This window comes from Lysobacter sp. Soil_N_23, assembly GCF_057656135.1.
The window spans coordinates 20,084-44,866 of record NZ_JBDGKY010000001.1 but is presented as its reverse complement, the minus strand read 5'-3'; the positions used below and the strand labels follow the sequence as shown (position 1 = coordinate 44,866).

Genomic DNA, 24,783 nt, shown 5'->3' with positions numbered 1-24,783 from the left:
CATGCCGACACTGACGCAGGCCTGCCATACCTTGTTGATCACCGCAGGACTAGCCGCTTCGTCGGCCGTGGGCGCCACCCCCAAGGAATCCCCCAACGTGTCCGAAGACCCTTATGCCTGGCTCGAGGATGTCCAGGGCGAGCGCGCGCTGACCTGGGTCAAGCAGCACAACGCCCAGTCCGAGGCCGAGCTGACGATCACGCCGCAGTTCAAGCAGCTCGAGTCCGACATCCGCGCCATCCTCGACTCCGACGCCAAGATCCCGGGCGTGGAGAAGATCGGCGACCACTACTACAACTTCTGGAAGGACAAGCAGCACGAGCGCGGCCTGTGGCGCCGCACCACGCTGGCCGAGTACCGCAAGGACAAGCCTGCGTGGGAGACCATCATCGACCTCGATGCGCTCAACAAGGCAGAAGGCGAGAACTGGGTCTGGCACGGCGCCGACTGCCTTAAACCTGACAATGAGCGCTGCCTGATCGCGCTCTCGCGCGGCGGCGCCGATGCCGACGTCACCCGCGAGTTCGACCTGGCGACGAAGACCTGGGTCGAAGGCGGCTTCTTCCGTCCCGAGGCCAAGGGCGGCCTGCAGTGGATCGATCGCGACACGGTGTATGTCTTCACCGACTTTGGCGCCGGTTCGATGACCAGCTCCGGCTACCCGCGCATCGTCAAGGAATGGAAGCGCGGCACGCCGCTGGACCAGGCGCGCGTGGTCTACGAGGGCCAGGCGAACGACATGTACATCGCCGCCAGCCACGACCACACGCCGGGTTTCGCCCGCGACTTCGTCAGCCGCACGCTGGCCTTCTACAACGACGAGCTCTACCTGCGCGATGCCGACGGCAAACTGCGCAAGGTCGACGCGCCGAACTCGGCCAACAAGTCGGTCCATCGCGAGTGGTTGCTGCTGGAGCTGCGTGATCCTTACAGCGCCGGCGGCCAGACCTACGCCGCGGGCAGCCTGATCGCCACGCGCTTCGACGATTTCATGGCCGGCAAGCGCGACTTCACCGTGCTGTTCGCGCCGAGCGAAAGCACCTCGCTGGCCGGATTCAGCTGGACCCGTCACCACCTCGTGCTCAACGTCCTCGACGACGTCAAGAACCGCCTCAGCGTGCTCACGCCCGGCGACCAGGCCTGGAAGCACAGCGAGTTCACCGGCGCACCGGGCTTCGGCACGCTCGCCGTGTCGGCGGTCGACGAGGACGAGAGCGATGCGGTGTGGCTGACCGCCACCGACTACCTCACCCCGACCACGCTGTCGCTGGCGCAGGTGGGTGAGCGGCCAGAAGGGCTCAAGACCATGCCGGTGTTCTTCGACGGTGCCAACAACCTGATCGAGCAGCACTTCGCCACGTCGAAGGACGGCACCCGCGTGCCGTACTTCCTGGTGCGGCCGAAGAACCTCAAGCTCGACGGCAAGGCGCCGACCCTGCTTTACGGCTACGGCGGCTTCGAGATCTCGCTGACCCCGGCCTACTCCGGCGGCGTCGGCAAGGGCTGGCTCGAGAAGGGCGGCGTGTATGCCGTCGCCAACATCCGCGGCGGCGGCGAGTACGGCCCGCGCTGGCACCAGGCCGCACTCAAGGCCAACCGCCACAAGGCCTACGAGGACTTCGCCGCGGTCGCGCAGGACCTGGTCGCGCGCAAGATCACCTCGCGCGAACACTTGGGCATCCAGGGCGGCAGCAACGGCGGCCTGCTCACCGGCAACATGCTGACCCAGTACCCGGAGCTGTTCGGCGCGGTCGTGGTGCAGGTGCCGCTGCTCGACATGAAGCGCTACAGCCACCTGCTGGCCGGTGCGTCGTGGATGGCCGAGTATGGCGATCCGGACACCGCCGACTGGGACTTCATCCGCACCTTCTCGCCGTACCACCTGTTCGATGCCAAGCGCGAGTACCCGCCGGTGATCTTCATGACCTCCACCCGCGACGACCGCGTCCATCCGGGTCACGCCCGCAAGATGGCGGCGAAGATGCTGGAGGCGAACAAGGACGTGCGCTACTACGAGAACATCGAAGGTGGCCATGGCGGTTCGGCCAACAATGCCCAGGCGGCGCATATGAGCGCGCTGGCGTTTACGTTCCTGTGGAATGAGTTGAGCCAGTGAATTGCTCCTCCCCCGTTGTCCCGAGCGTAAACGGACCCAATCTATGAACCCGACCTCCATCCTGCTTTCGGCCGTCCTCATGACCCTCGCCACCCCCACCGTCGCCGCGACCGCGGCCATTCCGCCCGACGCCACCAAGAAGCCGTACGTGGTCAAGGCACCGTTTGGTGCGCAGCGCAACGACGAGTACTACTGGCTGCGCGACGACAAGCGCAAGAACCCGGAGATGCTGGCGTACCTCAACGCCGAGAACGCCTACGCCGATGCGCTGATGGCGCCGCTCAAGCCGCTGGAGAACAAGCTGTACGAGGAGATCGTCAGCCGCATCAAGCAGGACGACAGTTCGGTGCCGTACCGCGAGCGCGGCTATTACTACTACAGCCGCTTCGAGACCGGCCAGGACTATCCCATCCATGCCCGCCGCAGCGGCAACATGGACGCGCCCGAGCAGGTCCTGCTCGACGTCAACGCGATGGCCAAGGGCAAGGACTACTTCAGCGTCGGCGACTGGGAAGTCAGCCAGGACAACCAGATCCTGGCCTGGGCCGATGACGCCGTCGGCCGCCGCCAGTACACCATCCGCTTCAAGAACCTCGCCACCGGCGAGGTCTATGCCGACGAGATCCCCGGCGTGTCGCCCAACATCGTCTGGGCCGACGACAACCGCACCCTGTTCTACGTCGAGAACGATCCGGAAACCCTGTTGACCGTCCGCGTGAAGAAGCACGTGCTCGGCACGCCGGCATCGAAGGACGTGCTGGTGTATGAGGAGAAGGACGACAGCTTCTACATGGGCATCGACCGCTCGCGCGACGACCAGTACATCTGCATCGGCGTGGAGAGCACCGTGTCGAGCGAGATGCGCTGCGCGCCGGCCGCCAACCCGGACAAGTTCGTGGTGCTGGCACCGCGTGAGCGCGACGTCGAGTACCAGGCCGACCACCTCGACGGCCGCTGGGTGATCCGGACGAATGCCGACGGTGCGGCCAACTTCAAGCTCGTCACCGCGCCCAGCGATGCGACCTCGCGCAAGCAGTGGACGGACTGGGTTGCGCACCGCGACGACGTCTTCGTCGAAGGCTTCGAACTGTTCGACGGCTTCACTGCCGTGGCCGAGCGTTCCGATGGCCTCGAACGCCTGCGCCTGCTCAAGAAGGACGGCAAGGAAGAGTTCGTCAAGGCCGACGAGCCGGCCTACGCGATGGGCCTGTCGGTCAACTCCGAGCACGACACGCCGTGGCTGCGCTACAGCTACACCTCGCTGACCACGCCGGGCACCACTTACGAAGTCAACGTCGACACCGGCGAGCGCAAGCTGCTCAAGCGTGATCCGGTGCTTGGCTATGACCCGGAGCAGTACGTCACCGAACGCGTCTGGGCGACCGCCCGCGACGGCGTCAAGGTGCCGGTGTCGCTGGTCTACAGGAAGGGCTTCGAGAAGAACGGCAAGGCGGCGATGCTGCAGTACGCCTACGGCAGCTACGGCAGCTCGACCGATCCGCGCTTCAACGGCCCGGTGGTGAGCCTGCTCGACCGCGGCATGGTCTACGCGATCGCGCACATCCGCGGCGGCCAGGAGATGGGCCGCAAGTGGTACGACGACGGCAAGCTGTTCCACAAGAAGAACACCTTCACCGACTTCATCGACGTCACCGAAGACCTGGTCAAGCAGGGTTATGCGGCCAAGGACCGCGTCGCCGCGTACGGCGGCAGCGCCGGCGGCCTGCTGATGGGCGCGATCGGCAACATGGCGCCCGGCGATTACCGGGTGATCCTGTCGCAGGTGCCGTTCGTCGACGTGGTCACGACCATGCTCGATCCGAGCATCCCGCTGACCACCAACGAGTACGACGAGTGGGGCAACCCGGAAAAGAAGGAGTACTACGACTACATGCTGTCGTACTCGCCCTACGACAACCTGTCGAAGCAGGCCTACCCGGCGATGTTCGTCGGCACCGGCTTGTGGGACTCGCAGGTGCAGTACTGGGAGCCGGCCAAGTACATCGCGCGCCTGCGCGACCTCGACGCCGGCACGCAGCCGATCGTGTTGCGCACCAACATGGACGCCGGCCACGGTGGCAAGTCGGGACGTTTCCGCCGCTACCGCGAGTTGTCGGAGATGTACGCGTTCATGCTCGACCAGCTCGGCCTGGCCCAGTCCGCCCGCCAGTAGCCACAAACACGTAGGAGCGAGCTTGCTCGCGATTTGCGCATCCGCCCCGGAACCGCCTGATCGCGAGCAAGCTCGCTCCTACATCCAATCCTGCCCGTGAACACGCCCGTCCCTCCGCCCGAGCGTCCTGTCGGGCCCTCCCGCTGGCGCTGGGCCTGGTGGCTGCTGGCCTACGCCAGCCTTGGCCTGGGCGTGATCGGAGTCGTGATCCCCGGCCTGCCGACCGTACCGTTCGTGCTGCTGTCGGCCTTCGCCGCCGCGCGTGGCTCGCAGCGGCTGCACGACTGGCTGCTGGCGCACCGGCAATTCGGCCCGATGATCCGCGACTGGCAGGCGCACGGCGCGGTCAGCCGCCGTGCCAAGTGGCTGGCGGTGTCGATGATGTCCGCCTGTGCGGTGATCATGTTCCTGACCGCGCCACGCTGGTGGATGGCGGCGACCGGGACTGCGATCATGACCGTGGTCGCGGTCTGGCTGTGGGCGCGACCGGAGCCGCCGCGGCCACCGCGCTGACCGCGTCGCAGGGCCACGTCGAATCGTTCATCGCAGCGGGCTACACTGCGGCCATGAACGCAACTCCCGCCCCACGACAGATCCTCATCGCGTTGTCCCTGGTCGCGCTGCCGCTGGTCCTGGCCGGCTGTGGCAACAAGGGCCCGCTGATCCTGGCGCCGAAGTCGATCCCGGTCGACCCGTCGACGCTGCCGCCGATGACGCCGCCGGCTGAGCCGGCGCCCACCAGTGACGAGCCGACGAGCGAAGAACCGGCCACGTCGGTGCCCGCTACCGATGCCGAAGACATCAACGGCAGGAAGAAGGGCACCGCCGAGCCGACTCCGGTTCCCAAGCAGGCCGACGAAACCGATGGCTGAGTCCGTGCACGCGCGCAAGCCCGTACGGTTCAGCAAGATGCACGGCGCCGGCAACGACTTCGTCGTGCTGGATCTTCGTGGTGATGTCGCCGCACCCGCGCCGGACCTGTGCCGGGCGCTGGCCGACCGCCACTTCGGCGTCGGCTGCGACCAGATCCTGACCGTCGAGGATGCCAACGGCAGCGACGCCGTCGCCCGCTACCGCATCTGGAATGCCGACGGCTCGTCATCGCAGCAGTGCGGCAACGGTGCGCGCTGCATCGCCGCCTGGCTGGTGCGTGACGCGCAGGCCAACGGCCGCGCGCTGGCCAGGGACTTCCTGCTCGACAGCCCGGTCGGCACGCACGCGGTGACGCAGCTGGGCGAAGGCCGCTACCGCATCGTCATGGGCACGCCGCGTTTCGCCCCGGCCAGCATCCCGCTGCACGGTTTCGCCGGCGCGCAGGATGAGTACGTCGTCGAGCAGAACGATTCGGTGTTCACCTTCGGCGCGGTGTCGATGGGCAACCCGCACGCGGTGGTCGAAGTCGAGGACGTCGATGCCGCGCCGGTGGAGACCGTCGCGCCGGTGCTGCAGTCGCACGCCGCATTCCCGGAGTCGGTGAACGTCGGTTTCGCCCAGGTGCAGTCGCGCCAGCGCATCCGCCTGCGCGTGTACGAGCGCGGCGTCGGCGAGACCCTGGCCTGCGGCAGCGGTGCCTGCGCCGCCGCAGCGGTGCTGATGCGGCGCGGCCGCGTCGACCGCGACGTCACCGTGGCCTTGCCCGGTGGCGACCTGCAGATTTCCTGGCCGGCCGACGACGTGCCATTGACGATGTCCGGGCCGACCGCATTCGTGTTCGAAGGGGAGTGGAACCAATGAACGAGACCCAGGAAAAGCTTGGCGCGCACGAAATCGCGGCCTGGCTGCGCCGGCACCCGCGGTTCCTGCAGCAGTTCCCCGACCTCGCCGTCACCCTGGTGGTGCCGCGCGAGGAAGGTTCGGCGGCGTCGCTGGCCAGCTACCAGTTGGAAGTGCTGCGCGACAAGAACCGCGAACTCGCCCGGCGCTTGCAGGAGCTGTTCGGCAACGCCCAGGAGAACGAGCGCCTGTCGGTGCGCACGCACCAGCTCACCCTGGCGTTGATGCGCCAGGACAGCGCGGCCGACACGCTGCGGGCGATGGCGGCAAGCCTGGCCGAGGATTTCAACGGCGACCTGGTGCGGCTGGTGATGTTCAAGCCGGTCGAAGGCCTCGGCGACGTCGACTGGATGCAGGTGGTGGCGCAGGACGATGCGCGCCTGCAGCCGTTCCGCGACTGCCTCGGCGATGGCGAACCGTTGTGCGGGCGCCTGCAACCGGAGAAGCACGCAGTGCTGTATGGAATGCGCGCCGAGGAAGTGCAATCGACCGCGCTGCTGCCGCTGCCTGGCGTGGGCATGGTCGCGGTCGGCAGTCGCGATCCGAACCGTTTCTTCCCCGGCATGGGCACGCTGTTCCTGCGCATGATGGGCGAGTCGCTGGTGACGGCGCTGAAGCGGTTCGACGGCTGAGGCGATGAAGGCGAAGGCAAAGTCCCTGGGTCCCCGCCTTCGCGGGGATGACGGGGTGGGGGATCATCCCGGCCTTCGCGGGGAAGACGGAGCGGGCGCCGCTGGTCCTGAGCCATCCGATCCGACCGTCGAGCAATACCTCTCCCACCTGCAGGTCGAGCGCCGCATGTCCGCGCATACGCTCGACGCGTATCGCCGCGATCTGCTGGCGCTGGCGCAGTGGGCGCGGACGCAGTCCGCCGACGTCACCGCGCTGCACGCCGAACAGGTGCGCGCCTTCGTCGCATCCGAGCACCGCCGTGGCCTGTCGCCCAAGAGCCTGCAGCGCCGGCTCTCGGCCTGCCGCAGTTTCTACGCGTGGCTGGTCCGCCGGGGCCGGTTGAGTGCCAGTCCGGCCGCGGCGATCCGCTCGCCGAAGGCGTCGCGGAAGTTGCCGCAGGTGCTTGATCCAGACGAGGCGAAGGCACTGGTCGAAGTGCCGACCGATGCACCGCTTGGGCTGCGCGATCGTGCGCTGCTGGAGCTGTTCTACTCGTCCGGCCTGCGTCTGTCGGAACTGTGCGGGTTGCGCTGGCGCGACATCGACTTGGCCGACGCGCTGGTGAACGTGCTCGGCAAGGGCAGCAAGCAGCGCAGTGTGCCGGTGGGCCGGCATGCGCGTGCCGCGCTGCAGGAATGGCGCGCCTCGACGGGCGCCGCGAACGATGCACCGGTGTTTCCGGGACGCGGGGGTGGAACGATCACGCCGCGCGCGGTGCAGCTGCGCTTGCGTCAGCTCGCACAGCGTCAGGGGCTGTTCAAGCGCGTGCATCCGCATCTGCTGCGGCATTCGTTCGCCAGCCATATCCTGGAATCATCCGGCGACCTGCGCGGTGTGCAGGAACTGCTCGGTCATGCCGACATCGCCACGACGCAGATCTATACGCACCTGGATTACCAGCACTTGGCGAAGGTGTATGACTCGGCGCATCCGCGGGCGAAGCGGAAGCCGTAAGCGCGTCCTCCTCTCCCTGGCCGCCTTGAAAAGCCGCCCCGCCCGACCCCATCTCGTTCCGGTCCCCCCCGGAGGTCCCCATGGACCCGAGCCAGAACCCCAACGTCTTCCACGCCACCACCATCGTTTCGGTGCGCCGTGACGGCCGCGTCGCCGTCGCCGGCGACGGCCAGGTCACCCTTGGCCACACCGTGATGAAAGCCAACGCGCGCAAGGTCCGCCGCCTCGGTCGCGACGGCCAGGTGCTCGCCGGCTTCGCCGGCGCTGCCGCCGACGCCTTCACCCTGTTCGAACTGTTCGAAGCCAAGCTCGAGAAGCATGGGCAGCTCGCCCGCGCCGCGGTCGAACTGGCCAAGGATTGGCGCACCGAGCGCCGCCTGGGCAAGCTCGAAGCGCTGCTCGCGGTCGCCGACCGCGACACCTCGCTGATCATCAGCGGCACCGGCGACGTGATCGAGCCGGAGGACGGCATCATCGCGATTGGTTCGGGCGGCATGTACGCGCTGTCGGCCGCGCGCGCGCTGATCGCGCACACCCAGCTCGACGCCCGCACCATCGCCACCGAGGCCATCAACATCGCCGGCGACGTGTGCATCTACACGAACCGCAACGTCGTCGTCGAAGAACTCTGACGCTTTCGCCCCCTCTCCCGCGTGCGGGAGAGGGCTGGGGTGAGGGCGTGACGCAAGAGCGCCCTCATCCGCCCTTCGGGCACCTTCTCCCGCATGCGGGAGAAGGGATCGAATCAGACACCGGACTGCCCCCACATGCCCATCAAACCCGATACCAGCCACGCCACCATGACTCCGCGCGAGATCGTGCAGGAGCTCGACCGCCACATCGTCGGCCAACACGCGGCCAAGCGCGCCGTCGCCATTGCGCTGCGCAACCGCTGGCGCCGCATGCAGCTCGACGACGAGCTGCGCAATGAAGTCATGCCGAAGAACATCCTGATGATCGGCCCCACCGGCGTCGGCAAGACCGAGATCGCGCGCCGGCTGGCGACACTCGCCAATGCCCCGTTCGTGAAGGTAGAAGCCACGCGCTTCACCGAGGTCGGCTACGTCGGCAAGGACGTCGAGCAGATCGTCCGCGACCTGGCCGACACCGCGGTCAAGCTCTACCGCGAGCAGGCCAAGCAGAAGGTGCGCACCCAGGCCGAGGAACGCGCCGAGGAGCGCATCCTCGACGCGCTGCTGCCGCGCCGCGCCGGTGCCACCAGCACCGTGTTCGGATTCAACGCGGCCGAAGCCGCCAGGGACGAACCCTCGTCGCAGGACAACGAGACCCGCGCCAAGCTGCGCAAGCAGCTGCGCAGCGGCGCGCTCGACGACCGCGAGATCGAGATCGAAACCGCGGTCAACGTCGGCGTCGACATCATGGCCCCGCCCGGCATGGAGGAGATGGGCCAGCAGCTGCGGCAGATGTTCTCGCAGGTCGCCGGTGCCAAGACCCACAAGAAGTCGATGGCGGTCCGCGCCGCCCGCTCGCAGTTGACCGAAGATGAGGCCGGCAAGCTGGTCAATGAGGACGACGTGCGCGAGGCGGCGATCGAGGCGTGCGAACAGCATGGCATCGTCTTCATCGACGAGATCGACAAGGTCGCCAAGCGTGGAGAGAACGTGGGCGGCGGTGATGTCAGCCGCGAAGGCGTGCAGCGCGACCTGCTGCCGCTGGTCGAGGGTTCGACCGTGAGCACCAAGTACGGTCCGGTCAAGACCGACCACATCCTGTTCATCGCCTCGGGCGCGTTCCACCTGGCCAAGCCCAGCGACCTGATCCCGGAGCTGCAGGGTCGCTTCCCGATCCGCGTCGAACTGACCGCGCTGAGCAAGGACGATTTCGTCCGCATCCTGACCGAGCCGAAGGCGGCACTGGTCACGCAGTACATCGAGCTGCTCAAGACCGAAGGCGTCGCGGTGCAGTTTGGTGCCGACGCGGTGGAGCGACTGGCCGAGATCGCGGCGCAGGTGAACGAACGCCAGGAGAACATCGGGGCGCGGCGACTGCATACGGTGCTCGAGCGCCTGCTCGATACGTTGAGCTATGAAGCGCCGGATCGTGGCGGGCAGGCGATCACGATCGACCGTGCGTACGTGGAGTCGCACCTGGGCGAGCTGGTGAAGGATCCGGATTTGAGCCGGTACATCCTGTAGTGCCTTGAGCCCCTCTCCCGCTTGCGGGAGAGGGGTTGGGGTGAGGGCAGCGAAGCGCCATGGCAAAAGCGCCCTCATCCGGCCCTCCGGGCCACCTTCTCCCGCAAGCGGGAGAAGGGGCCATGCTTGAGCCCCTCTCCCGCTTGCGGGAGAGGGGTTGGGGTGAGGGCAGGGAGCGTCAGCGCGCCTGCACCGTCACCTCGGTCCGCACCGAATTGGCAATAAAGCAATTCCGATGCGCCGACTCATGCAGCTTCACCAGCGCCTCCGCATCCGGCCCCTTGCCCGCCGCGAACACGATGCGCGGCCGCAACACCACCCGCGTCACCGCCAGCCGCCCTTCGCTGTTCTTCTCCAGCGTGCCGACCGCCTCGTCCTGGTAGTCGTCGACCACCCAGCCCTTCTTGGCCGCGATCGCCAGCAGCGTCAGCATGTGGCACGACGACAGCGCGGCGACCAGGGCTTCCTCCGGATCCACGCCTGCGACGTTGCCCAGGTATTCCGGCGCGGCCGAGCCGGTGATGCGCTGGCCGCCGTCGAACGCCCATTCGTGGTCGCGTGAATAGCCCTCGTAATCGAACGGGCCTTCATTGCGCAGCCAGTGGATCGAAGCACGATGCTCGGACATGGGCGGCTCCTGCGTTGGGGGAGCCGCCACGATGCCATAGCCCCGGTTACTTCGCGATCGCGCTGCCCGCCGCCTTGGCCTTGCGCTCGCGCGTGTCTTCCAGCAACTGCTCGCGCGCGGCAACCTGCAGCTCATCGATGCTGACCGCATCCGGGGCCTTGCCCAGGCGCGTGGTCAGATCGGCGACGACGCGCTTGTTGGCATAGGTGTGCGGCGAGTTCTTGTCGTCGCTCTGGGCGGTCAACATGTAGTCCAGCCGCTTGGCGCTGACTTCGCGGCCCTGCGCCAGCTCGACCAGTTTGGCGCGGTACTCCAGTTCCCACGACGTCATGCCCGGGAACGCGTTCTGGTCGGCGAAGTGCTGCGTTTCGTGGCCGAGGAACACGACTCGGAACTCCTCGCTGTCGAGGCCCTGGCTGTATCTGCCCACGACTGCGTACAAGGCCTTGTCCGTTGCCCAGCCACCGGCAGAGCCGCGCTCGCAGCGACCGTAGGCCATCCAGCCCCGGCTGACGAAATCGTCGAGCAGCTCGACGCGGACCGTGTACGGGCCCTCCGGCAGCTGCACGTCGTACATGCGCGTGTCCTGCTTGCGCCACACCATCAGCTCTCGAAGGGGCGGGGTGCGGCCGAGCTGGGCGTGATAGCCGTGCTGTTCCAGCTGCGTCTGCAGGAATGGCTCGATCTCGTCCATGTTTGTCGCCTTGGCCGCGCTCGCGCCCAGGCGCTTGTGCAGTTTCGCCAGCAACGCCGCTTCCTGCGTGTCGCGCTGCGCCGGTGCCGCCATAGAGCGCCACCAGTAGTCCTGGTAGTCGTCGAGCACGCCGCGCAGGAACTTGTCTTCGATCGCGGACGTGGTCAGCACCGGCTTGCTGGCGTGGTAGCGCTCGAGCATGCAGGCGCGGTAGTCGGCGTCCTTGCCCAGGAACTCGGCCGATGGCGTCGCCTCCAGTGCAACCAGGGCGCGGGTGCTGTCGCCCTGCAGGATGGCGCTGGTGGACTCGGCGATCGCGGCGATGGCGGTCTTGCTGCTGGTCGGCTCGTCGGCGGCGATCGCGGCGAAGGCCGCGCACAGCAGGGCAGACGACAGGATCACGGTGGCCTTGGACTTCATCTGGATTCCATTCGGGGGTGGCGGTCGGGGTGCCGCCTTCGCCCCTATTGCAGTCGAAGGGCGGCCGACCGGTCTTGAACGCATTTGATCTGGTGTCTCAGTTGCGTCGGCGTCGCGCCGGTGGCCAGCCGCAGCGTCCGGTTGAGGTGGCTCTGGTCGCTGAAACCGCTGGCCGCGGCGACCTCGGCCAGGGCCGTGTCGCCGCCGAGCATCGCCAGGGCCCGGCGGCAGCGCAGTTCGCGCCGCAGCAGCTGCGGCGGCATGCCGTGAGAGCGCAGGAAGCTGCGCGAGGCATGGGCGAGGGAAACCCCGGCGCGGCGCGCCAGCACCGAAACCGGCAGGTCGCCGTGCTGCAGTTCGTGCAGGAATGCCGGTTGCCAGTCGTGCAGGGCAGGGGCATCGTCTGGCACGCAGGCCCGGAGCAGGTCATCGAGATGATGATGCGCGCGTGCGAACAACGCGCTGGCATCGCCCAGGTCGGCCACCCGCAGCACACGCAACGCCAGGCCGCCGGCGCCGACCGGAAAGGCGTCGCCCAGCGCCAGGTTGATCACCTTGGCGCCGTTGCGGCCGAAGCGGTTGCCGTGGGCGTGCCAGCGCGGATGCAGCACCAGCGTGCCCGGGGTGCATTCGACCGGGCCGTCGGCGCTGGCTTCCACGTAACTCCCGTCCAGCACCAGCGCCGCATAGGCGCCGTCGTGGCGATGCGTGCGCAGCGTGTCGCCAGCGTCGTGGCGGGTCTCGTACTCGTGGGCGGGCATGGGGGCATCCTGCGCGATGGCGGCGGTGGTGGCATCAGGCGGAAGTCACGAGGGGCACGTTCATCCGCGCACCGGGGTTGGATGCGGCGATCGCGGCAACCGTTGAAGCGCCCCTTCAGTCCTCGCCGATATCCTCGTTCCACACGTCCGGATGCGCGGCGATGTAGTCGCCCAGCATGTCGATGCACTCACTGTCGTTGAGGTCGATCACCTCGACGCCGTTCTCGCGCAGCCAGTCGATGCCGCCGCGGAAGTTGACCGATTCGCCGACCACCACCGTGCCGATGTTGAACTGCCGCACCAGCCCGCTGCAGTACCAGCACGGGGCCAGCGTGGTGACCATGATCGTGTCGCGGTAGCGGCGCTGGCGGCCGGCCTTGCGGAAGGCATCGGTCTCGCCGTGCACCGACGGATCGCCTTCCTGGATGCGGCGGTTGTGGCCGCAGCCAAGCAGGTTGCCGTCACGGTGGTACAGCGCCGCGCCGATCGGAATGCCGCCTTCGGTAAGGCCCTGGCGGGCCTCGGCGACGGCGGTGGCGAGCAGTGCGCGGTAGTCGGGCGTGGCGATCATGAGGGCACCTGTGCTGTTGCGCGGAGTCTGGCCGCGTGCGCGGCGGAGCATGTCGATGTGCGGCACGCCGTCGTCGAGATAAGGTTCCGATGACGGCACGAAGCCGTGCCGGCCGTAATAGTGCTGCAAGTGTTCCTGCGCGCCGATCTGGATGTCGGCGCCGGGCCAGCGCGCCTGGATCTGTTCCAGCGCCGCGTGCAGCATCGGGTCGCCGAGGCCGCGGCCACGGTAGGCCGGTGCGGTCAGCACGCGCCCGAAGCTGACCTGCGGGTAGCTCAGTCCGGCCGGCAGGATGCGCAGGTAAGCGGCCAGGTCGCCATTGTCGGCATGGCCGATCAGATGGATGGTCTGCGGATGCTTGTCCTTGCCGTCCGGGTCGAGGTAGACGCAATTCTGTTCGACCACGAACACTTCCGAGCGCAGCTTCAGCAGCGCGTACAGCGTATCGATGTCGAGCTCGCGGAAAAGCCGCGCCTGCCAGCGGATCGATGGGGTCTCGCTCATGCCGCCATGATGCCAGCGACGGCCAACGATCTCAGCGACGCTCATCGCCTTTGGCCGACGTGTCGATCTCGACCACCACCGACATGCCGGGGCGAAGCCGCGCCGCGGCCTCCTGCCCATCGTCGATCGAGACCTTGACAGGGATGCGCTGGGCGATCTTGACGAAGTTGCCGGTGGCGTTGTCGGCCGGCAGCACGCTGAACTCGGAACCGGCGGCGGGCGAGATCTCCTGCACCCGGCCGGTCAGGCGCTTGCCGCCCAGGGCATCGACGGTGAAGTGCGCCGGCTGGCCGATGCGCATGTCCTCCATCTGCGTTTCCTTGTAGTTCGCCACCACCCACAACGTGCCCGGCACCAGCGCCATCAACTGCGTGCCGTTGGTGACGTAGGCGCCTTCGCGCACCGTGACCTGGCCGAGCTGGCCGTCGCGTGGTGCCTCGATGCGGGTGTGGTCGAGATTGATCTGCGCCAGCTTGACCGCGGCCTCGGCACCGGCCACCGCCGCCTCGAGCGCGTCGCGATTGACACTGACGCTGCGCACGCTCTGTTCGGCCGCCTCTACTGCAGCGCGTGACTGGTTGAGTCCGGCCACGGCCTGGGCGTTGGCGGCAAAGGCGTTGTCGAGGTCCTGCGCCGACAGCAATTGCTGTCCGGCCAGGCGGTCGGTACGTTTCAGCGTCGCCGCCGTACGCACGTGCAGGGCGTCGTTGCTGGCGACCGTGGCGCGGGTCTGCGCCAGGCTCGCCTGCGCGCTGCGCAACTGCTGGGTCCAGTTGGCGAGATTGGCGCGCGCCGCCTGCAGCTGCGCGCTGGCCTGGTCGACCTGCTGCCGGTACAGGCGGTCGTCGATCTGCACCAGCAGTTGACCCTTGCGCACGTGCTGGAAATCGCGCACCGGCACCTGGGTGACATAGCCGCTGACCTGCGGGCTGATCACCGTGACCTGGCCGCGCACGTAGGCGTTCTCGGTGCTCTGGATGGGCGTGCGGAAGGGCGGCAGGTGCCAGGCATACAGCACCACCAGCGCCCCGCCGATCGCCACCGCGGCGAAGGCCGCCATCTGCCAGCGCGGGCGCGGCGGCGGCAACGGCGGGGCTGCGGGTGCCGGCTGCGGCGGTGCTGCGGGCGGGGTGGGAGTGGGCGTGCTCATGGCGTCGATGCCGCGGTTGCGCGGGCGGCGATCCGACGTTCGCGGCGGGCGCGCAGGCGCGCCCGGGTGGCGACGATCGTGAGCCAGATCATGGTCATCAGGGCGATGGCGGCGATGGCGAAGTAGACATCGTTATAGGCAAGCACATTGGCTTCGCGTGAAGCCGTGGCGGCCAGTTGCCGCAGCCCCTGCGCGTTGCGCAGGGCCGGGTCGGTGACCACCTGCCCATAGACCCCGCCGCCGGACTGGACGCGCGCGGCCACCAGCGGGTCGAGCAGGGTCAGGTGCTCGACCAGCTGGCTGGAGTGGTACTTCTCGCGCATCACCTGGAAGGTGCCCAGGAACGCCGAGCCGAACAGTGCGCCGACGTTCTGGGTGATGGAGAACATCACGAAGAAGCTGATCAGGTTGCGCGGCTGCGCGATCACGCTGCCGACGCCGGCGATCAGCGCCGGGGCAAGGAAGAACGTGCTGCCGAAGCCGATCAGGAACTGGCTGACCAGCAACTGCGGCGGTCGCGTGAGGTTGTTGGAATACGCATCCATCAGCGCGCCGACGAGGATGCAGGTCAACGCAATGAGTGCAGGCACCCGCGTCAGCACCGGCCTGACCGTCATCGCGCTGGTGGCGATGCCGATCACGCAGCCCAGCAGCACCACCGCGAACAGGCCGCGCATCTGCTCGTTGGTCAGGCCCATCGTCTGCAGGAACCCCACCGCACCGACGCTCTGCTCCGACAGCGCCATGCGGAGCAGGATGATCGCGATGCCCAGGCGCAGCATCAGGCCGCTGCTGAGCCAGCGCGTGTTGATCAGCGGATTGGTGCGGAAGTGCTCCACCGCCACGCCCGCGACCACCAGCACGATCGAGCCGGCCAGGCACCAGCCGATCCACGGCGCTTCCCGCCACCAGACGATCCGTCCCAGCGACAGCACGGCGCAGAGCAGGGCCATGCCGATCGACAGCAGGCTGATGGACAGCGCGTCGAGCCGTTCGAAGACCTTGTAGCGATCGCCCGGCGGCAGTCGCAGCAGCAGCACCGCGCCCAGCGACAGCAGGGCCAGGCCCAGCTCGAACAGGTACAGGCCGCGCCACTCGCCGAACTCGAGCAGGTCCGGGGAGATCACCCGCGCGAGGGGCGCGCCGATCTGGCTCACGCCGATGCCGATGGCCAGCGCGCGCAGGCGGTGCTGTGCCGGCAGGGCCTGGATCATGTAGAACACGCCCAGCGTGGTCAGCGCCGCGCCGACGATGCCGTGCGCGGCGCGCACTGCGATGGCCGAGCCCGGCCCGTGCACGAACAGGTGACCGAACGTGACCAGCGCATACAGCACCAGGCTGATCTCGGTGAACAGGCGCAGGCCGAACTGCTGGCGGAACTTGATCAGGATGAGGTTGGCCGAGACGTTGGTCATCACGTAGGCCGCCGGCAGCCAGGCGATCTCGGTGGCGGTCACGCCGAGCGAGCCCTGCAACTGGAGCAGGTTGGTGGTGACCATGGCATTGCCGAGGCTGCCGGTGATCGCCACCAGCGTGCCGGTCAGGCCGAACGCCCAGCGCAGCCAGGTCGGGTGGTGCGGCGTCGAGGGCGAGCCCGGAAACAGTGGCCGCTCGTGCGGCAACCATTCACGGGGAGCAACCTGGCTCATTGCGGCGTGGCTCCTCGGGGTCGGGCCCGGCTCGTGCCTTGAGCCGGGCCCGGGATTGCACGTTGATGCGATAATCGCCGGATGAACCAGTCCAGCTCCGACAAGCCCGGCGACAAGACCGGCACCACGCACTTCGGCTTCCGCGACGTTCCCACCGGCGAGAAGCAGAAGCTGGTCGGCCAGGTCTTCTCCTCGGTCGCCGGCAAGTACGACCTGATGAACGACCTTATGTCGCTGGGCGTGCACCGCGTGTGGAAGCGCTATTTCGTCGGCACCGCCCAGGTCAAGCGCGGCGATCGCGTCCTCGACCTGGCCGGCGGCACCGGCGACATCGCCCTGCTGCTGCGCGACCGCGTCGGCGACGCTGGCAGCATCGTGCTGGGCGACATCAACGGCGAGATGCTGCGCGTCGGCCGCGACCGCATGACCGACATGGGCAAAGTCGCCGGCTTCGAATACGTGCAGATGAATGCCGAGAAGCTGCCGTTCCCGGACGGCAGCTTCGACCTGGTGACGATCGCCTTCGGCCTGCGCAACGTCACCGACAAGGACGCGGCACTGCGCGAGATGCATCGCGTGCTCAAGGTTGGCGGCCAGGCGCGGGTGCTGGAGTTCTCGGAAGTGAAGGCCGACTGGTTCAAGCCGATCTACGACTTCCATTCCTTCAAGGTGCTGCCGCAGCTGGGCAAGCTGTTCGCCAACGATTCCGACAGCTACCAGTACCTGGCCGAAAGCATCCGCAAGCATCCGCCGCAGGATGAGCTGAAGGCAATGATGCAGACCGCTGGATTCGCGCGCTGCGACTACCGCAACCTGTCGGGCGGAATCGTCGCGATCCACACCGGGTACAAGGTCTAGACCTGCCACCGTCGTCCCGGCGAACGCCGGGCCCAGGCCCGCACCGCATCCCCCCTCACCGTCGTCCCGGCGAACGCCGGGACCCAGGCCCCCATCCCATCAGCATCGTCACGTCATCCCGGCGAACGCCGGGATCCATTTTGACTTTGCCGTTGTTCACGCAATAAGCGGCGTTTTGCCCTCACCCCAACCCCTCTCCCGCAAGCGGGAGAGGGGCTCAAATGAGCGGGAGAGGGGCTCAAATGCGGCTCACTCCACCAGCTTCAGCCCCACCACTCCGGCCACGATCAACACCAGGCACCCAAGCCTCGCCACCGTGACGCCATCGCCAAAAGCGACGATCCCCGCCAGCGCCACGCCGACCGTGCCGATCCCGACCCACACCGCGTACGCGGTGCCGACCGGCAGCCACTTCAGCGCCATGGCCAGCATGGCGAAGCTGACCACTGCCGCGACGATGCCGACCACGCTCGGCACCATCCGGCTAAAGCCGGCACTCTGCTTCAGCGCGATTGCCCAGACAACTTCGAGCAGTCCGGCGCCCAGCAGCAGCGCCCAGGCGATGGTGTCGTGACGATTCATGGCGTCGGTCACACTTCATGGGGAGGTCGCCAGCGTAGTCAGGTCCGCACGCCGCGACAGCCCGGTCCCGCGGGAAGCACTGTTGCGCCCGCTCGCGAGGTCCCGGGCAGGGTGGCGTCCGGACCCATGCCCGCGGTCCGGCGAGGCGCTAAACTCGGCCGCTCACCCTGTCCGTTGTGGGCCCACATGCGTTATTCGATCCTGTCCCTCTGCCTCGCCGCCGCCCTTGCCGCCGGTTGCTCGCGCGAAGCCGCGCCGCCAGCCGGCACCGCTTCCAAGGAGGCCGCCACTGTGGCCGCTGCCGACCAGAAGTCCACCGCCGTCGTCGACGAGTTCTCCTACGCGCAGCCGTCCAAGGTCCGCATCAACGACCTCGCCCTCATGCTCAACGTCGACTTCGACAAGAAGGAGCTTGGCGGCAGCGCGACCTACACGCTGGACTGGATCGATCCCAAGGCGACGCAGCTGGTCCTGGACTCGCGCGACATCACCGTCGAGAAAGTCGTAGGCGAGCGCGCCGACGGCAAGTGGGAAGACCTCACCTGGAAGATCGGCGACAAGGACAAGACCCTCGGCAGCAAGTTCGTCATCGACGCGCCGTCGCGCAACAAGCGCATCCGCGTCACCTACCGCACCTCGCCGGACGCCTCGGGCCTGCAGTGGCTGACGCCGGCGATGACCGAAGGCAAGAAGACGCCCTTCATGTTCAGCCAGTCGCAGCAGATCCATGCGCGTTCGTGGGTGCCGCTGCAGGACACGCCGCAGGTACGCTTCACGTACACCGCGCACGTGACCTCGCCGAAGGACACGATGGTGCTGATGAGCGCCGACAACGATCCCAAGGCAGCACGTGATGGCGACTACACCTTCGCCATGCCGCAGAAGATCCCGTCGTACCTGCTGGCGATCGCCGCCGGCGACCTCGTGTTCCAGCCGATCAGCGGCCGCGCCGGCGTCTGGGCGGAACCGGCGATGGTGAAGAAGGCGGCCAAGGAGTTCGACGACACCGAGAAGATGATGCAGACGGCCGAGCGCCTGTACGGCCCGTACCGCTGGGAGCGTTACGACATCCTCGTGCTGCCGCCGTCGTTCCCCTACGGCGGCATGGAAAACCCGCGCATGACCTTTGCCACGCCGACCGTGATCGTCGGCGACAAGTCGCTGGTGTCGCTGGTCGCGCACGAGTTGGCGCACAGCTGGTCGGGCAACCTGGTGACGTTCTCCACGCCCAAGGACAGCTGGCTCAACGAAGGCTTCACCAGCTACGTCGAGAACCGCATCGTCGAGGACCTGTACGGCAAGGAAGCGGCCGACATGGAGAAGGTGATCTCGCGCAACGAGCTAGCCGCCGAGTACAAGGAAATCGATCCGAAGCTGCAGGTGCTGGCGCAGCGTCCGGGCACGGTGAGCAATCCTGACGACTCCAGCAGTTCGACCGTGTACACCAAGGGTGCCTGGTTCCTGCAGTTCCTCGAGGAGCGTTACGGCCGCGAAGTGTTCGATCCGTTCCTGAAGGGCTACTTCGACCACTTCGCCTTCCAGAGCATCCCGACCACCACGTTCCTCGAATACGCCAAGGCCAACCTGCTCGACAAGCACCCGGGCAAGGTCAGCGAAGCCGAGTTGGACCAGTGGATCTATCAGCCGGGCGTTCCGGCCAATGCGCCCAGGACGGTGTCGCCGCGCTTCGATGCGGTCGATGCCGCGCGCAAGGCCTGGCTCGATGCCGGCACGCTGCCTGCCAAGGACGCGACCGCGAAGTGGAGCACGCAGGAGTGGGTGCACTTCATCGACGGCATGCCCGAAACGCTCAAGCCCGGGCAGCTGGCCGCGCTCGACGCCGCCTACCACTTCACCGGCACCCCGAACGGCGAGATCGCACAGCGCTGGTATCCGCTCGCCGTGCGCAGCGGTTACCCGGAGGCCAACGACGCGATCGCCGCGTTCCTGGAGCGGATCGGCCGCCGCAAGCTGATCATGCCGACCTATAACGAGCTGGTGAAAACGCCCGCAGGCTTGAAGCTGGCGCAGGACACCTTCGCCAAGGCGCGTCCGGGCTACCACCCGATCACCACCGAGTCGGTGGAAGCTGCGATCGCCAAGGCGCAGCAGGCGACCGCCAAGCAGTAGTCGCTCCGCGCCCTCCCTTTCGCGCTGCGAAGGGGAGGGTAGGGAGGGGTAGAACGCTTCCTCAAGGGCACACCAAGGAATCCACCCGTGACGCACCGCAGCCGCAGGCTCCTGGCGATCGTCATTCCGCTGCTGCTCGTGTTGATCGTCGCCATCGTCCTGTGGCGTGATCCCTACAGCCTCGTCCGTGCCGACTTCGCCCGCCAGCGCATCGCCGCGGGCCTGTCGCGCGATAGTGCTGTGATCGACGACCACCGCTGGGTCTACGCCTACAGCGACGATGCTCCGAAGGACGCACCCACCGTGGTGATGCTGCACGGCTTCACCGGCAGCAAGGAAAACTGGTACCCGGTCGCGAAGCTTCTGCGCGGGCGCTACCGCCTGCTGATCCCGGACCTGCCGGGCTGGGGCGAAAGCCAGCGCATCGACGGCGCCGACTACGGCTTCCTCGCCCAGAGCGAGCGCGTCGACCATTTCATCGAGCAGGTCGCCGCCGACCCGCGCGGTGTCGTCCTGCTCGGGCACTCCATGGGCGGCGGCATCGCCGCGATCGTAGCCGCGCGCTATCCGCAGCAGGTCTCGCGCGTCGGCCTGATCGACGCCGCCGGCGTACGCTTCGCCGACAACCGCTTCGGCGAGCAGGTGCTGGCCGGCAAGAATCCATTCGCGGTCGAGGACGAGGCATCGCTCAAGCGCTATCTCGACACCGTTTTCCACGACGCCAGGGCGCGACCGTGGGCACCGTGGCCGGCCAGTCGCATCTATATCGATCACCGGCGCGGCGATGCGCAGTTCGAGCAGCAGGTGCTCGCGCGCATTGGCCGCAGCGACGAGAGCTTCCTGCCAGGCCAGGCCGCCGCCGGCATTCGCCAGCCGACACTGCTGCTGTGGTGCCGGCAGGATGCGGTGATCGATTACAGCGCGATGGCGCTGTACGCCGAGCGCATCCCGCAGGCAAGTCGCGTGTTGCTCGATGGCTGCGGGCACATGTCGGTGGTCGAACAACCCGGGATGGTCGCGCAGGCGATCGAGATGTTGATCGAACGAGGACAAACGCAATGATCGAACGCAGCTCACTTACCGCAGCCGTCGTTCTCGCCGCGACACTGGCGCTGGCCGCGTGCGAGCCGGCCAAGGACCCGAAGATCGCCGAGGCGCAACAGGCGGCTGCGCGCGAACAGGATGCCGATGCCATGGCCGCTGCGTTCGAGGCCGAGTACGGCAAGCAGAACTGGGAGCTGGCCCGTGCGCATGGCGACGTGCTGATGGCCAAGTACCCGACCAGTGCCGCCGCGGCGCGCATCGAGGAGCGCCACCAGGAGGTGAAGGACAAGGCGGAAAAATCGCGCGAACAGCGCCGCGTGGCCGCTTTGTGGACCTACCAGACGCAGCCGGTGAAGGGCGGCGAGCAGTTGTCGGCATCGATCTACGCCAAGGACTACGTCGACACCGATGGCAGCGGCGCGCGTCCCGTGCAGCTGATCTTCCGCGACCATCCCGACTGGGGGCGCAGCAGCTACCTCGTGCTGGAAGCCGGCGACTTCGATTGCTACGGCGGCTGCAAGGTCAAGCTGACGATCGACGGCGCCGCGCCCAAGCCGGTGGCCGCGAGCCGTCCGAAGACCGACCAGGCGATCGCGATGTTCATCGAGGACGAGCGCGCGCTGTGGAAGACGGTGAAGGCGGCCAGGCGCATCGCCATTGAGTTCCCGGTCAAGGCCGGCGGAACGCGCACGGCGGTGTTCGAGGTCGGCGGCCTGGACCCGGTGAAGCTTCCAAAGTGGAACTGACCTGACGTAGGAGCGAGCTTGCTCGCGACCCGGAACTCCGATCGCGAGCAAGCTCGCTCCTACCCCTCCCTCCACGCCGCGCCGCGTTAATCCCGCGAAGACATGGTCTTTGCACGCCAGGAGTAAGCTCCAGCTGACAGGATCGACATCTACACCCTGTCCAGCGGCGCGCTACCGGATGCGCGCGCCGGTCCATCCCCAGCGGCACGGCCGTGACTGGAGCGCAGCCGAGCCAGGCGGAGGCCGCCATGCTCTCACCACGCCTGCACAACCTGCTCGACCAGGGGCACGCGCCCTATACCACGCTCAACCACCCGCGCACGATCACCGCGCACGACACCGCGTCGATCGCCCATATCGAGCCGGTGCATTTCGCCAAGACGGTGATGATCAAGGCCGATGGCAGGCTGGCGATGGTGGTGATGCCATCGACCTACCGGGCCGACCTCTATCGGCTGGGGCTCGCGCTGGGCGGCGCAGTCGTCGAGCTCGCCGAGGAATCCGAATTCCGTGGTGCGTTCCCGGACTGCGAACCCGGCGCGATGCCGCCGTTCGGCCATCTCTACGGCCTGCCGGTGTATGTCGATTCGCGCTTGGCGCACCAGGAAGAGATCGCGTTCAACGCGGGCAACCACACCGAAGTGGTGCGGATGCCGTACAAGGAGTTTGAACGCCTGGCAGCGCCGGAGCTGCTGTGGCTGGCGCACATGATGTGATGCGTCTGCTCAGTGAACTCGGCCTTCGGCCTCGACCCCCTCCCAGCCTCCCCCTGCGCGCAGGGGGAGGAGCAAAACCTACAGCGAATACCCGAACTGCTGCTTGAACTGTTCGTTGAACTCGTCGTAATCGAAGCGCTGGTTCTGCGTGCCCGGGTGTTCGACCTTGAGCGCGCCCATCAGGTTGCCCATGCGGCCGATCGTCAGCCAGTCGTAGCCCTTCTCGATGCCGAAGATCAGGCCGGCGCGGAATGCATCGCCGCAGCCGGTTGGGTCGGTGACGCGGCGCTCGTGCGCCGGCGGGATGTCGAAGGTCTTCTCGGGCGTGTGGATCTGCGAACCGTGCGGGCCGCGCGTGGTGATGTAGGCCTTCACCCGCTTGACGATGTCGTTCTCGCTCCAGCCGGTGCGTTCCTGCAGCAGGTTGGACTCGTAGTCGTTGACGGTGACGTAATCGGCCTGCTCGATGAAGTGGCGCAGCTCTTCGCCGTTGAACAGCGGCATCGCCTGGCCGGGATCGAAGATGAAGGGAATGCCCAGCTCGGCGAACTCGGTGGCGTTCTGCAGCATGCCTTCGCGGCCGTCGGGACTGACGATGCCGAACGTCACGCCCTTGACGTCGCGCACGTGATTCTCGTAGCTGCGCATCATCGCGCCCGGATGGAACGCGGTGATCTGGTTGTTGTCGTGGTCGGTGGTGATGAAGGCCTGCGGCGTGAACAGCTCCTCGATCTCCTTCACCTGCGACAGGTTGATGCCCTGCTGCTCGAAGTGCTCGCGGTAAGGCGCGAAGTCCTGGCCGACGGTGGCCATCGGGATCGGATCGCCGCCGAGCAGCTTGAGGTTGTAGGCGATGTTGCCGGCGCAGCCGCCGAATTCGCGGCGCATGCGCGGCACCAGGAACGACACGTTCAGGATGTGAACCTTGTCCGGCAGGATGTGGTTCTTGAACTGGTCCGGAAACACCATGATCGTGTCGTAGGCCAGAGAGCCGCAGATCAGCGCAGACATCGGTCGATACCCCAAAGAAAAAAGCGGCCGGAGCGCCGCGCGGGCGCTAGGGTAGCCGCTGGGGACCCGGACGGCCAGCACGCCGGTCTACCCCTTCCGGACGACGCCCTTGGCCGCGTCCCGGGCCCCAATTGCAGCCGCGTCTCCGGCCGCGACCCCCGGGGTGACCACCGGCGGCACGAAGTGCCGGGAAATGCAGGTTTTTTCCTTGCTCGCAGGGGGGGCGGTTGCTAGTCTAGCGAACCCCTCGCGCCCCCATTTGACGGCCTATCCCTCGATGTTCAAGAAGTTTCGCGGCATGTTTTCCAACGACCTGTCCATCGACCTGGGCACGGCCAACACTCTCATCTACGTCCGCGGCCAGGGAATCGTCCTGAACGAACCATCGGTGGTCGCTGTCCGCCAGGACCGCCTGATCGGCGGCAACCGCACCGTCGCGGCGGTCGGCAGCGAGGCCAAGATGATGCTCGGGCGCACCCCGGGCCACATCACCACGATCCGCCCGATGAAGGACGGCGTCATCGCCGACTTCACCTACACCGAGGAAATGCTCAAGCATTTCATCCGCAAGGTGCACAAGTCGCGCTTCCTGCGCCCGAGCCCGCGCGTGCTGGTGTGCGTGCCCTGCGGCTCGACCCAGGTCGAGCGCCGCGCCATCAAGGAATCGGCCGAGGAGGCCGGTGCCCGTGAGGTTTATCTCATCGAAGAGCCGATGGCGGCCGCGATCGGCGCCGGCATGCCGGTCACCGAGGCACGCGGCTCGATGGTCGTCGACATCGGCGGCGGCACCACCGAAGTCGCAGTCATCGCCCTGAACGGCATCGTCTACTCGGCCTCGGTCCGCATCGGCGGCGACCGTTTCGACGAGTCGATCATCAGCTACGTGCGTCGCACCTACGGCACGCTGATCGGCGAGGCGACCTCCGAGCGCATCAAGATCGAGATCGGTTGCGCCTACCCGCAGACCAAGGCGGCCTCGATCGAGGTCTCCGGCCGCAACCTCGCCGAGGGCGTGCCGAAGATGATCACGATCAACTCCAACGAGGTCCTCGAGGCCCTGCGCGAGCCGCTGGCCGGCATCGTCTCGGCGATCAAGCTGGCGCTGGAGCAGACCCCGCCGGAACTGTGCGCCGACGTCGCCGAGCGCGGCATCGTGCTGACCGGCGGTGGCGCCCTGCTGCGCGACCTGGACCGCCTGATCAGCGAGGAGACCGGTCTGCACGTGCAGGTCGCCGACGACCCGCTGACCTGCGTCGCCCGTGGCGGTGGCCGCGCGCTGGAGCTGGTGGACATGCACGGCAACGAGTTCTTCGCGCCGGAGTAAGGCCGAGAAGCGGGAACGGGGAACGGGGAACAGGGAACGAAGGGTGCCCGGCGGCTGCGAAGCTACGGGCCGTGCGGATGTCGAACCCGTGACGTCGGACCCGTGTCGAACCCGGTCCTTTCACCAGTTACCTGTGTCCGCGTGTCGTTCC

At 67.5% G+C, this 24,783-nt stretch carries 23 protein-coding genes and 1 pseudogene; 15 read left to right on the top strand and 9 right to left on the bottom strand.

Annotation, left to right across the window (positions count from 1 at the left end; translation table 11 throughout):
* Position 1 precedes the first annotated feature (1 nt).
* The 9 genes from AC3A3X_RS00215 (at position 2) to hslU (ending at position 9,844) form a co-directional block, all read left to right on the top strand.
* Entirely contained in the window at positions 2–2,116 is a 2,115-nt protein-coding gene (locus tag AC3A3X_RS00215; RefSeq protein WP_487581053.1) for a prolyl oligopeptidase family serine peptidase, read from the top strand.
* Positions 2,117–2,159: 43 nt separating this feature from the next.
* A complete protein-coding gene (locus AC3A3X_RS00210; protein ID WP_487581052.1) occupies positions 2,160–4,289 on the top strand; it encodes a S9 family peptidase in 2,130 nt (709 codons plus the stop codon).
* A gap of 96 nt (positions 4,290–4,385) precedes the next feature.
* Positions 4,386–4,802 carry a YbaN family protein gene (locus tag AC3A3X_RS00205; RefSeq protein ID WP_487581051.1) on the top strand — a complete coding sequence of 139 codons (417 nt, stop codon included), beginning with the start codon at positions 4,386–4,388 and terminating at the stop codon, positions 4,800–4,802.
* Between the two features lie 53 nt (positions 4,803–4,855).
* The gene (gene lptM, locus AC3A3X_RS00200) at positions 4,856–5,161 is read left to right on the top strand and encodes an LPS translocon maturation chaperone LptM (RefSeq protein WP_487581050.1); all 306 of its coding nucleotides are present in this window, start codon (positions 4,856–4,858) and stop codon (positions 5,159–5,161) included.
* Positions 5,154–6,023, top strand: coding sequence for a diaminopimelate epimerase (dapF, locus tag AC3A3X_RS00195; RefSeq protein WP_487581049.1), 870 nt, complete (start codon positions 5,154–5,156; stop codon positions 6,021–6,023). The genes lptM and dapF overlap by 8 nt, the downstream gene beginning before the upstream one ends.
* Complete coding sequence (locus AC3A3X_RS00190) at positions 6,020–6,694, top strand: DUF484 family protein (RefSeq protein WP_487581048.1); 675 nt, start codon at positions 6,020–6,022, stop codon at positions 6,692–6,694. The genes dapF and AC3A3X_RS00190 overlap by 4 nt, the downstream gene beginning before the upstream one ends.
* A 4-nt stretch (positions 6,695–6,698) precedes the next feature.
* On the top strand, positions 6,699–7,688 hold the full coding sequence (xerC, locus tag AC3A3X_RS00185) for a tyrosine recombinase XerC (protein WP_487581047.1): 990 nt from the start codon (positions 6,699–6,701) through the stop codon (positions 7,686–7,688).
* A gap of 80 nt (positions 7,689–7,768) precedes the next feature.
* On the top strand, positions 7,769–8,320 hold the full coding sequence (gene hslV, locus AC3A3X_RS00180; RefSeq protein WP_487581046.1) for an ATP-dependent protease subunit HslV: 552 nt from the start codon (positions 7,769–7,771) through the stop codon (positions 8,318–8,320).
* Positions 8,321–8,455: 135 nt separating this feature from the next.
* Positions 8,456–9,844: an ATP-dependent protease ATPase subunit HslU gene (hslU, locus tag AC3A3X_RS00175; RefSeq protein WP_487581045.1), complete on the top strand. Its 1,389-nt coding sequence runs from the start codon at positions 8,456–8,458 to the stop codon at positions 9,842–9,844.
* Positions 9,845–10,022: 178 nt separating this feature from the next.
* Here hslU and AC3A3X_RS00170 read toward each other — a convergent pair whose 3' ends face one another.
* The 7 genes and pseudogenes from AC3A3X_RS00170 to AC3A3X_RS00140 form a co-directional block, all read right to left on the bottom strand.
* Positions 10,023–10,472, bottom strand: a complete 450-nt coding sequence (locus AC3A3X_RS00170) for an OsmC family protein (RefSeq protein ID WP_487581044.1) — start codon at positions 10,470–10,472, stop codon at positions 10,023–10,025.
* Between the two features lie 46 nt (positions 10,473–10,518).
* Positions 10,519–11,586 (bottom strand): hypothetical protein, encoded by a 1,068-nt coding sequence (locus AC3A3X_RS00165; protein ID WP_487581043.1) that lies wholly within the window; start codon positions 11,584–11,586, stop codon positions 10,519–10,521.
* Between the two features lie 44 nt (positions 11,587–11,630).
* On the bottom strand, positions 11,631–12,347 hold the full coding sequence (locus AC3A3X_RS00160) for an AraC family transcriptional regulator (RefSeq protein ID WP_487581042.1): 717 nt from the start codon (positions 12,345–12,347) through the stop codon (positions 11,631–11,633).
* A gap of 115 nt (positions 12,348–12,462) precedes the next feature.
* Positions 12,463–12,918: a nucleoside deaminase gene (locus AC3A3X_RS00155; RefSeq protein ID WP_487581338.1), complete on the bottom strand. Its 456-nt coding sequence runs from the start codon at positions 12,916–12,918 to the stop codon at positions 12,463–12,465.
* Positions 12,919–12,954: 36 nt separating this feature from the next.
* Positions 12,955–13,422, bottom strand: a pseudogene (locus tag AC3A3X_RS00150) (GNAT family N-acetyltransferase); the annotation flags it as partial.
* A gap of 31 nt (positions 13,423–13,453) precedes the next feature.
* Positions 13,454–14,572: an HlyD family secretion protein gene (locus tag AC3A3X_RS00145; RefSeq protein ID WP_487581041.1), complete on the bottom strand. Its 1,119-nt coding sequence runs from the start codon at positions 14,570–14,572 to the stop codon at positions 13,454–13,456.
* The gene (locus tag AC3A3X_RS00140) at positions 14,569–16,221 is read right to left on the bottom strand and encodes an MFS transporter (protein ID WP_487581040.1); all 1,653 of its coding nucleotides are present in this window, start codon (positions 16,219–16,221) and stop codon (positions 14,569–14,571) included. The genes AC3A3X_RS00145 and AC3A3X_RS00140 overlap by 4 nt, the downstream gene beginning before the upstream one ends.
* A gap of 81 nt (positions 16,222–16,302) precedes the next feature.
* Between AC3A3X_RS00140 and ubiE the strand changes: the two genes are divergently transcribed.
* Entirely contained in the window at positions 16,303–17,079 is a 777-nt protein-coding gene (gene ubiE, locus AC3A3X_RS00135) for a bifunctional demethylmenaquinone methyltransferase/2-methoxy-6-polyprenyl-1,4-benzoquinol methylase UbiE (RefSeq protein ID WP_487581039.1), read from the top strand.
* A 249-nt stretch (positions 17,080–17,328) separates the two neighbouring features.
* Here ubiE and AC3A3X_RS00130 read toward each other — a convergent pair whose 3' ends face one another.
* Positions 17,329–17,643 carry a DMT family transporter gene (locus AC3A3X_RS00130; RefSeq protein WP_487581337.1) on the bottom strand — a complete coding sequence of 105 codons (315 nt, stop codon included), beginning with the start codon at positions 17,641–17,643 and terminating at the stop codon, positions 17,329–17,331.
* Positions 17,644–17,847: 204 nt separating this feature from the next.
* Here AC3A3X_RS00130 and AC3A3X_RS00125 point away from each other — a divergent pair, with 204 nt between their 5' ends.
* The 4 genes from AC3A3X_RS00125 (at position 17,848) to AC3A3X_RS00110 (ending at position 22,297) form a co-directional block, all read left to right on the top strand.
* Positions 17,848–19,791, top strand: coding sequence for a M1 family metallopeptidase (locus tag AC3A3X_RS00125; protein ID WP_487581038.1), 1,944 nt, complete (start codon positions 17,848–17,850; stop codon positions 19,789–19,791).
* 87 nt (positions 19,792–19,878) lie between these two features.
* The gene (locus AC3A3X_RS00120; protein ID WP_487581037.1) at positions 19,879–20,853 is read left to right on the top strand and encodes an alpha/beta fold hydrolase; all 975 of its coding nucleotides are present in this window, start codon (positions 19,879–19,881) and stop codon (positions 20,851–20,853) included.
* A complete protein-coding gene (locus AC3A3X_RS00115) occupies positions 20,850–21,581 on the top strand; it encodes a hypothetical protein (RefSeq protein ID WP_487581036.1) in 732 nt (243 codons plus the stop codon). The genes AC3A3X_RS00120 and AC3A3X_RS00115 overlap by 4 nt, the downstream gene beginning before the upstream one ends.
* A 248-nt stretch (positions 21,582–21,829) precedes the next feature.
* Complete coding sequence (locus AC3A3X_RS00110) at positions 21,830–22,297, top strand: aminoacyl-tRNA deacylase (protein WP_487581035.1); 468 nt, start codon at positions 21,830–21,832, stop codon at positions 22,295–22,297.
* Between the two features lie 78 nt (positions 22,298–22,375).
* Here AC3A3X_RS00110 and AC3A3X_RS00105 read toward each other — a convergent pair whose 3' ends face one another.
* A complete protein-coding gene (locus tag AC3A3X_RS00105; RefSeq protein ID WP_487581034.1) occupies positions 22,376–23,308 on the bottom strand; it encodes a carbohydrate kinase family protein in 933 nt (310 codons plus the stop codon).
* A 277-nt stretch (positions 23,309–23,585) separates the two neighbouring features.
* Here AC3A3X_RS00105 and AC3A3X_RS00100 point away from each other — a divergent pair, with 277 nt between their 5' ends.
* Positions 23,586–24,632, top strand: coding sequence for a rod shape-determining protein (locus AC3A3X_RS00100; protein ID WP_158732703.1), 1,047 nt, complete (start codon positions 23,586–23,588; stop codon positions 24,630–24,632).
* Positions 24,633–24,783 lie beyond the last annotated feature (151 nt).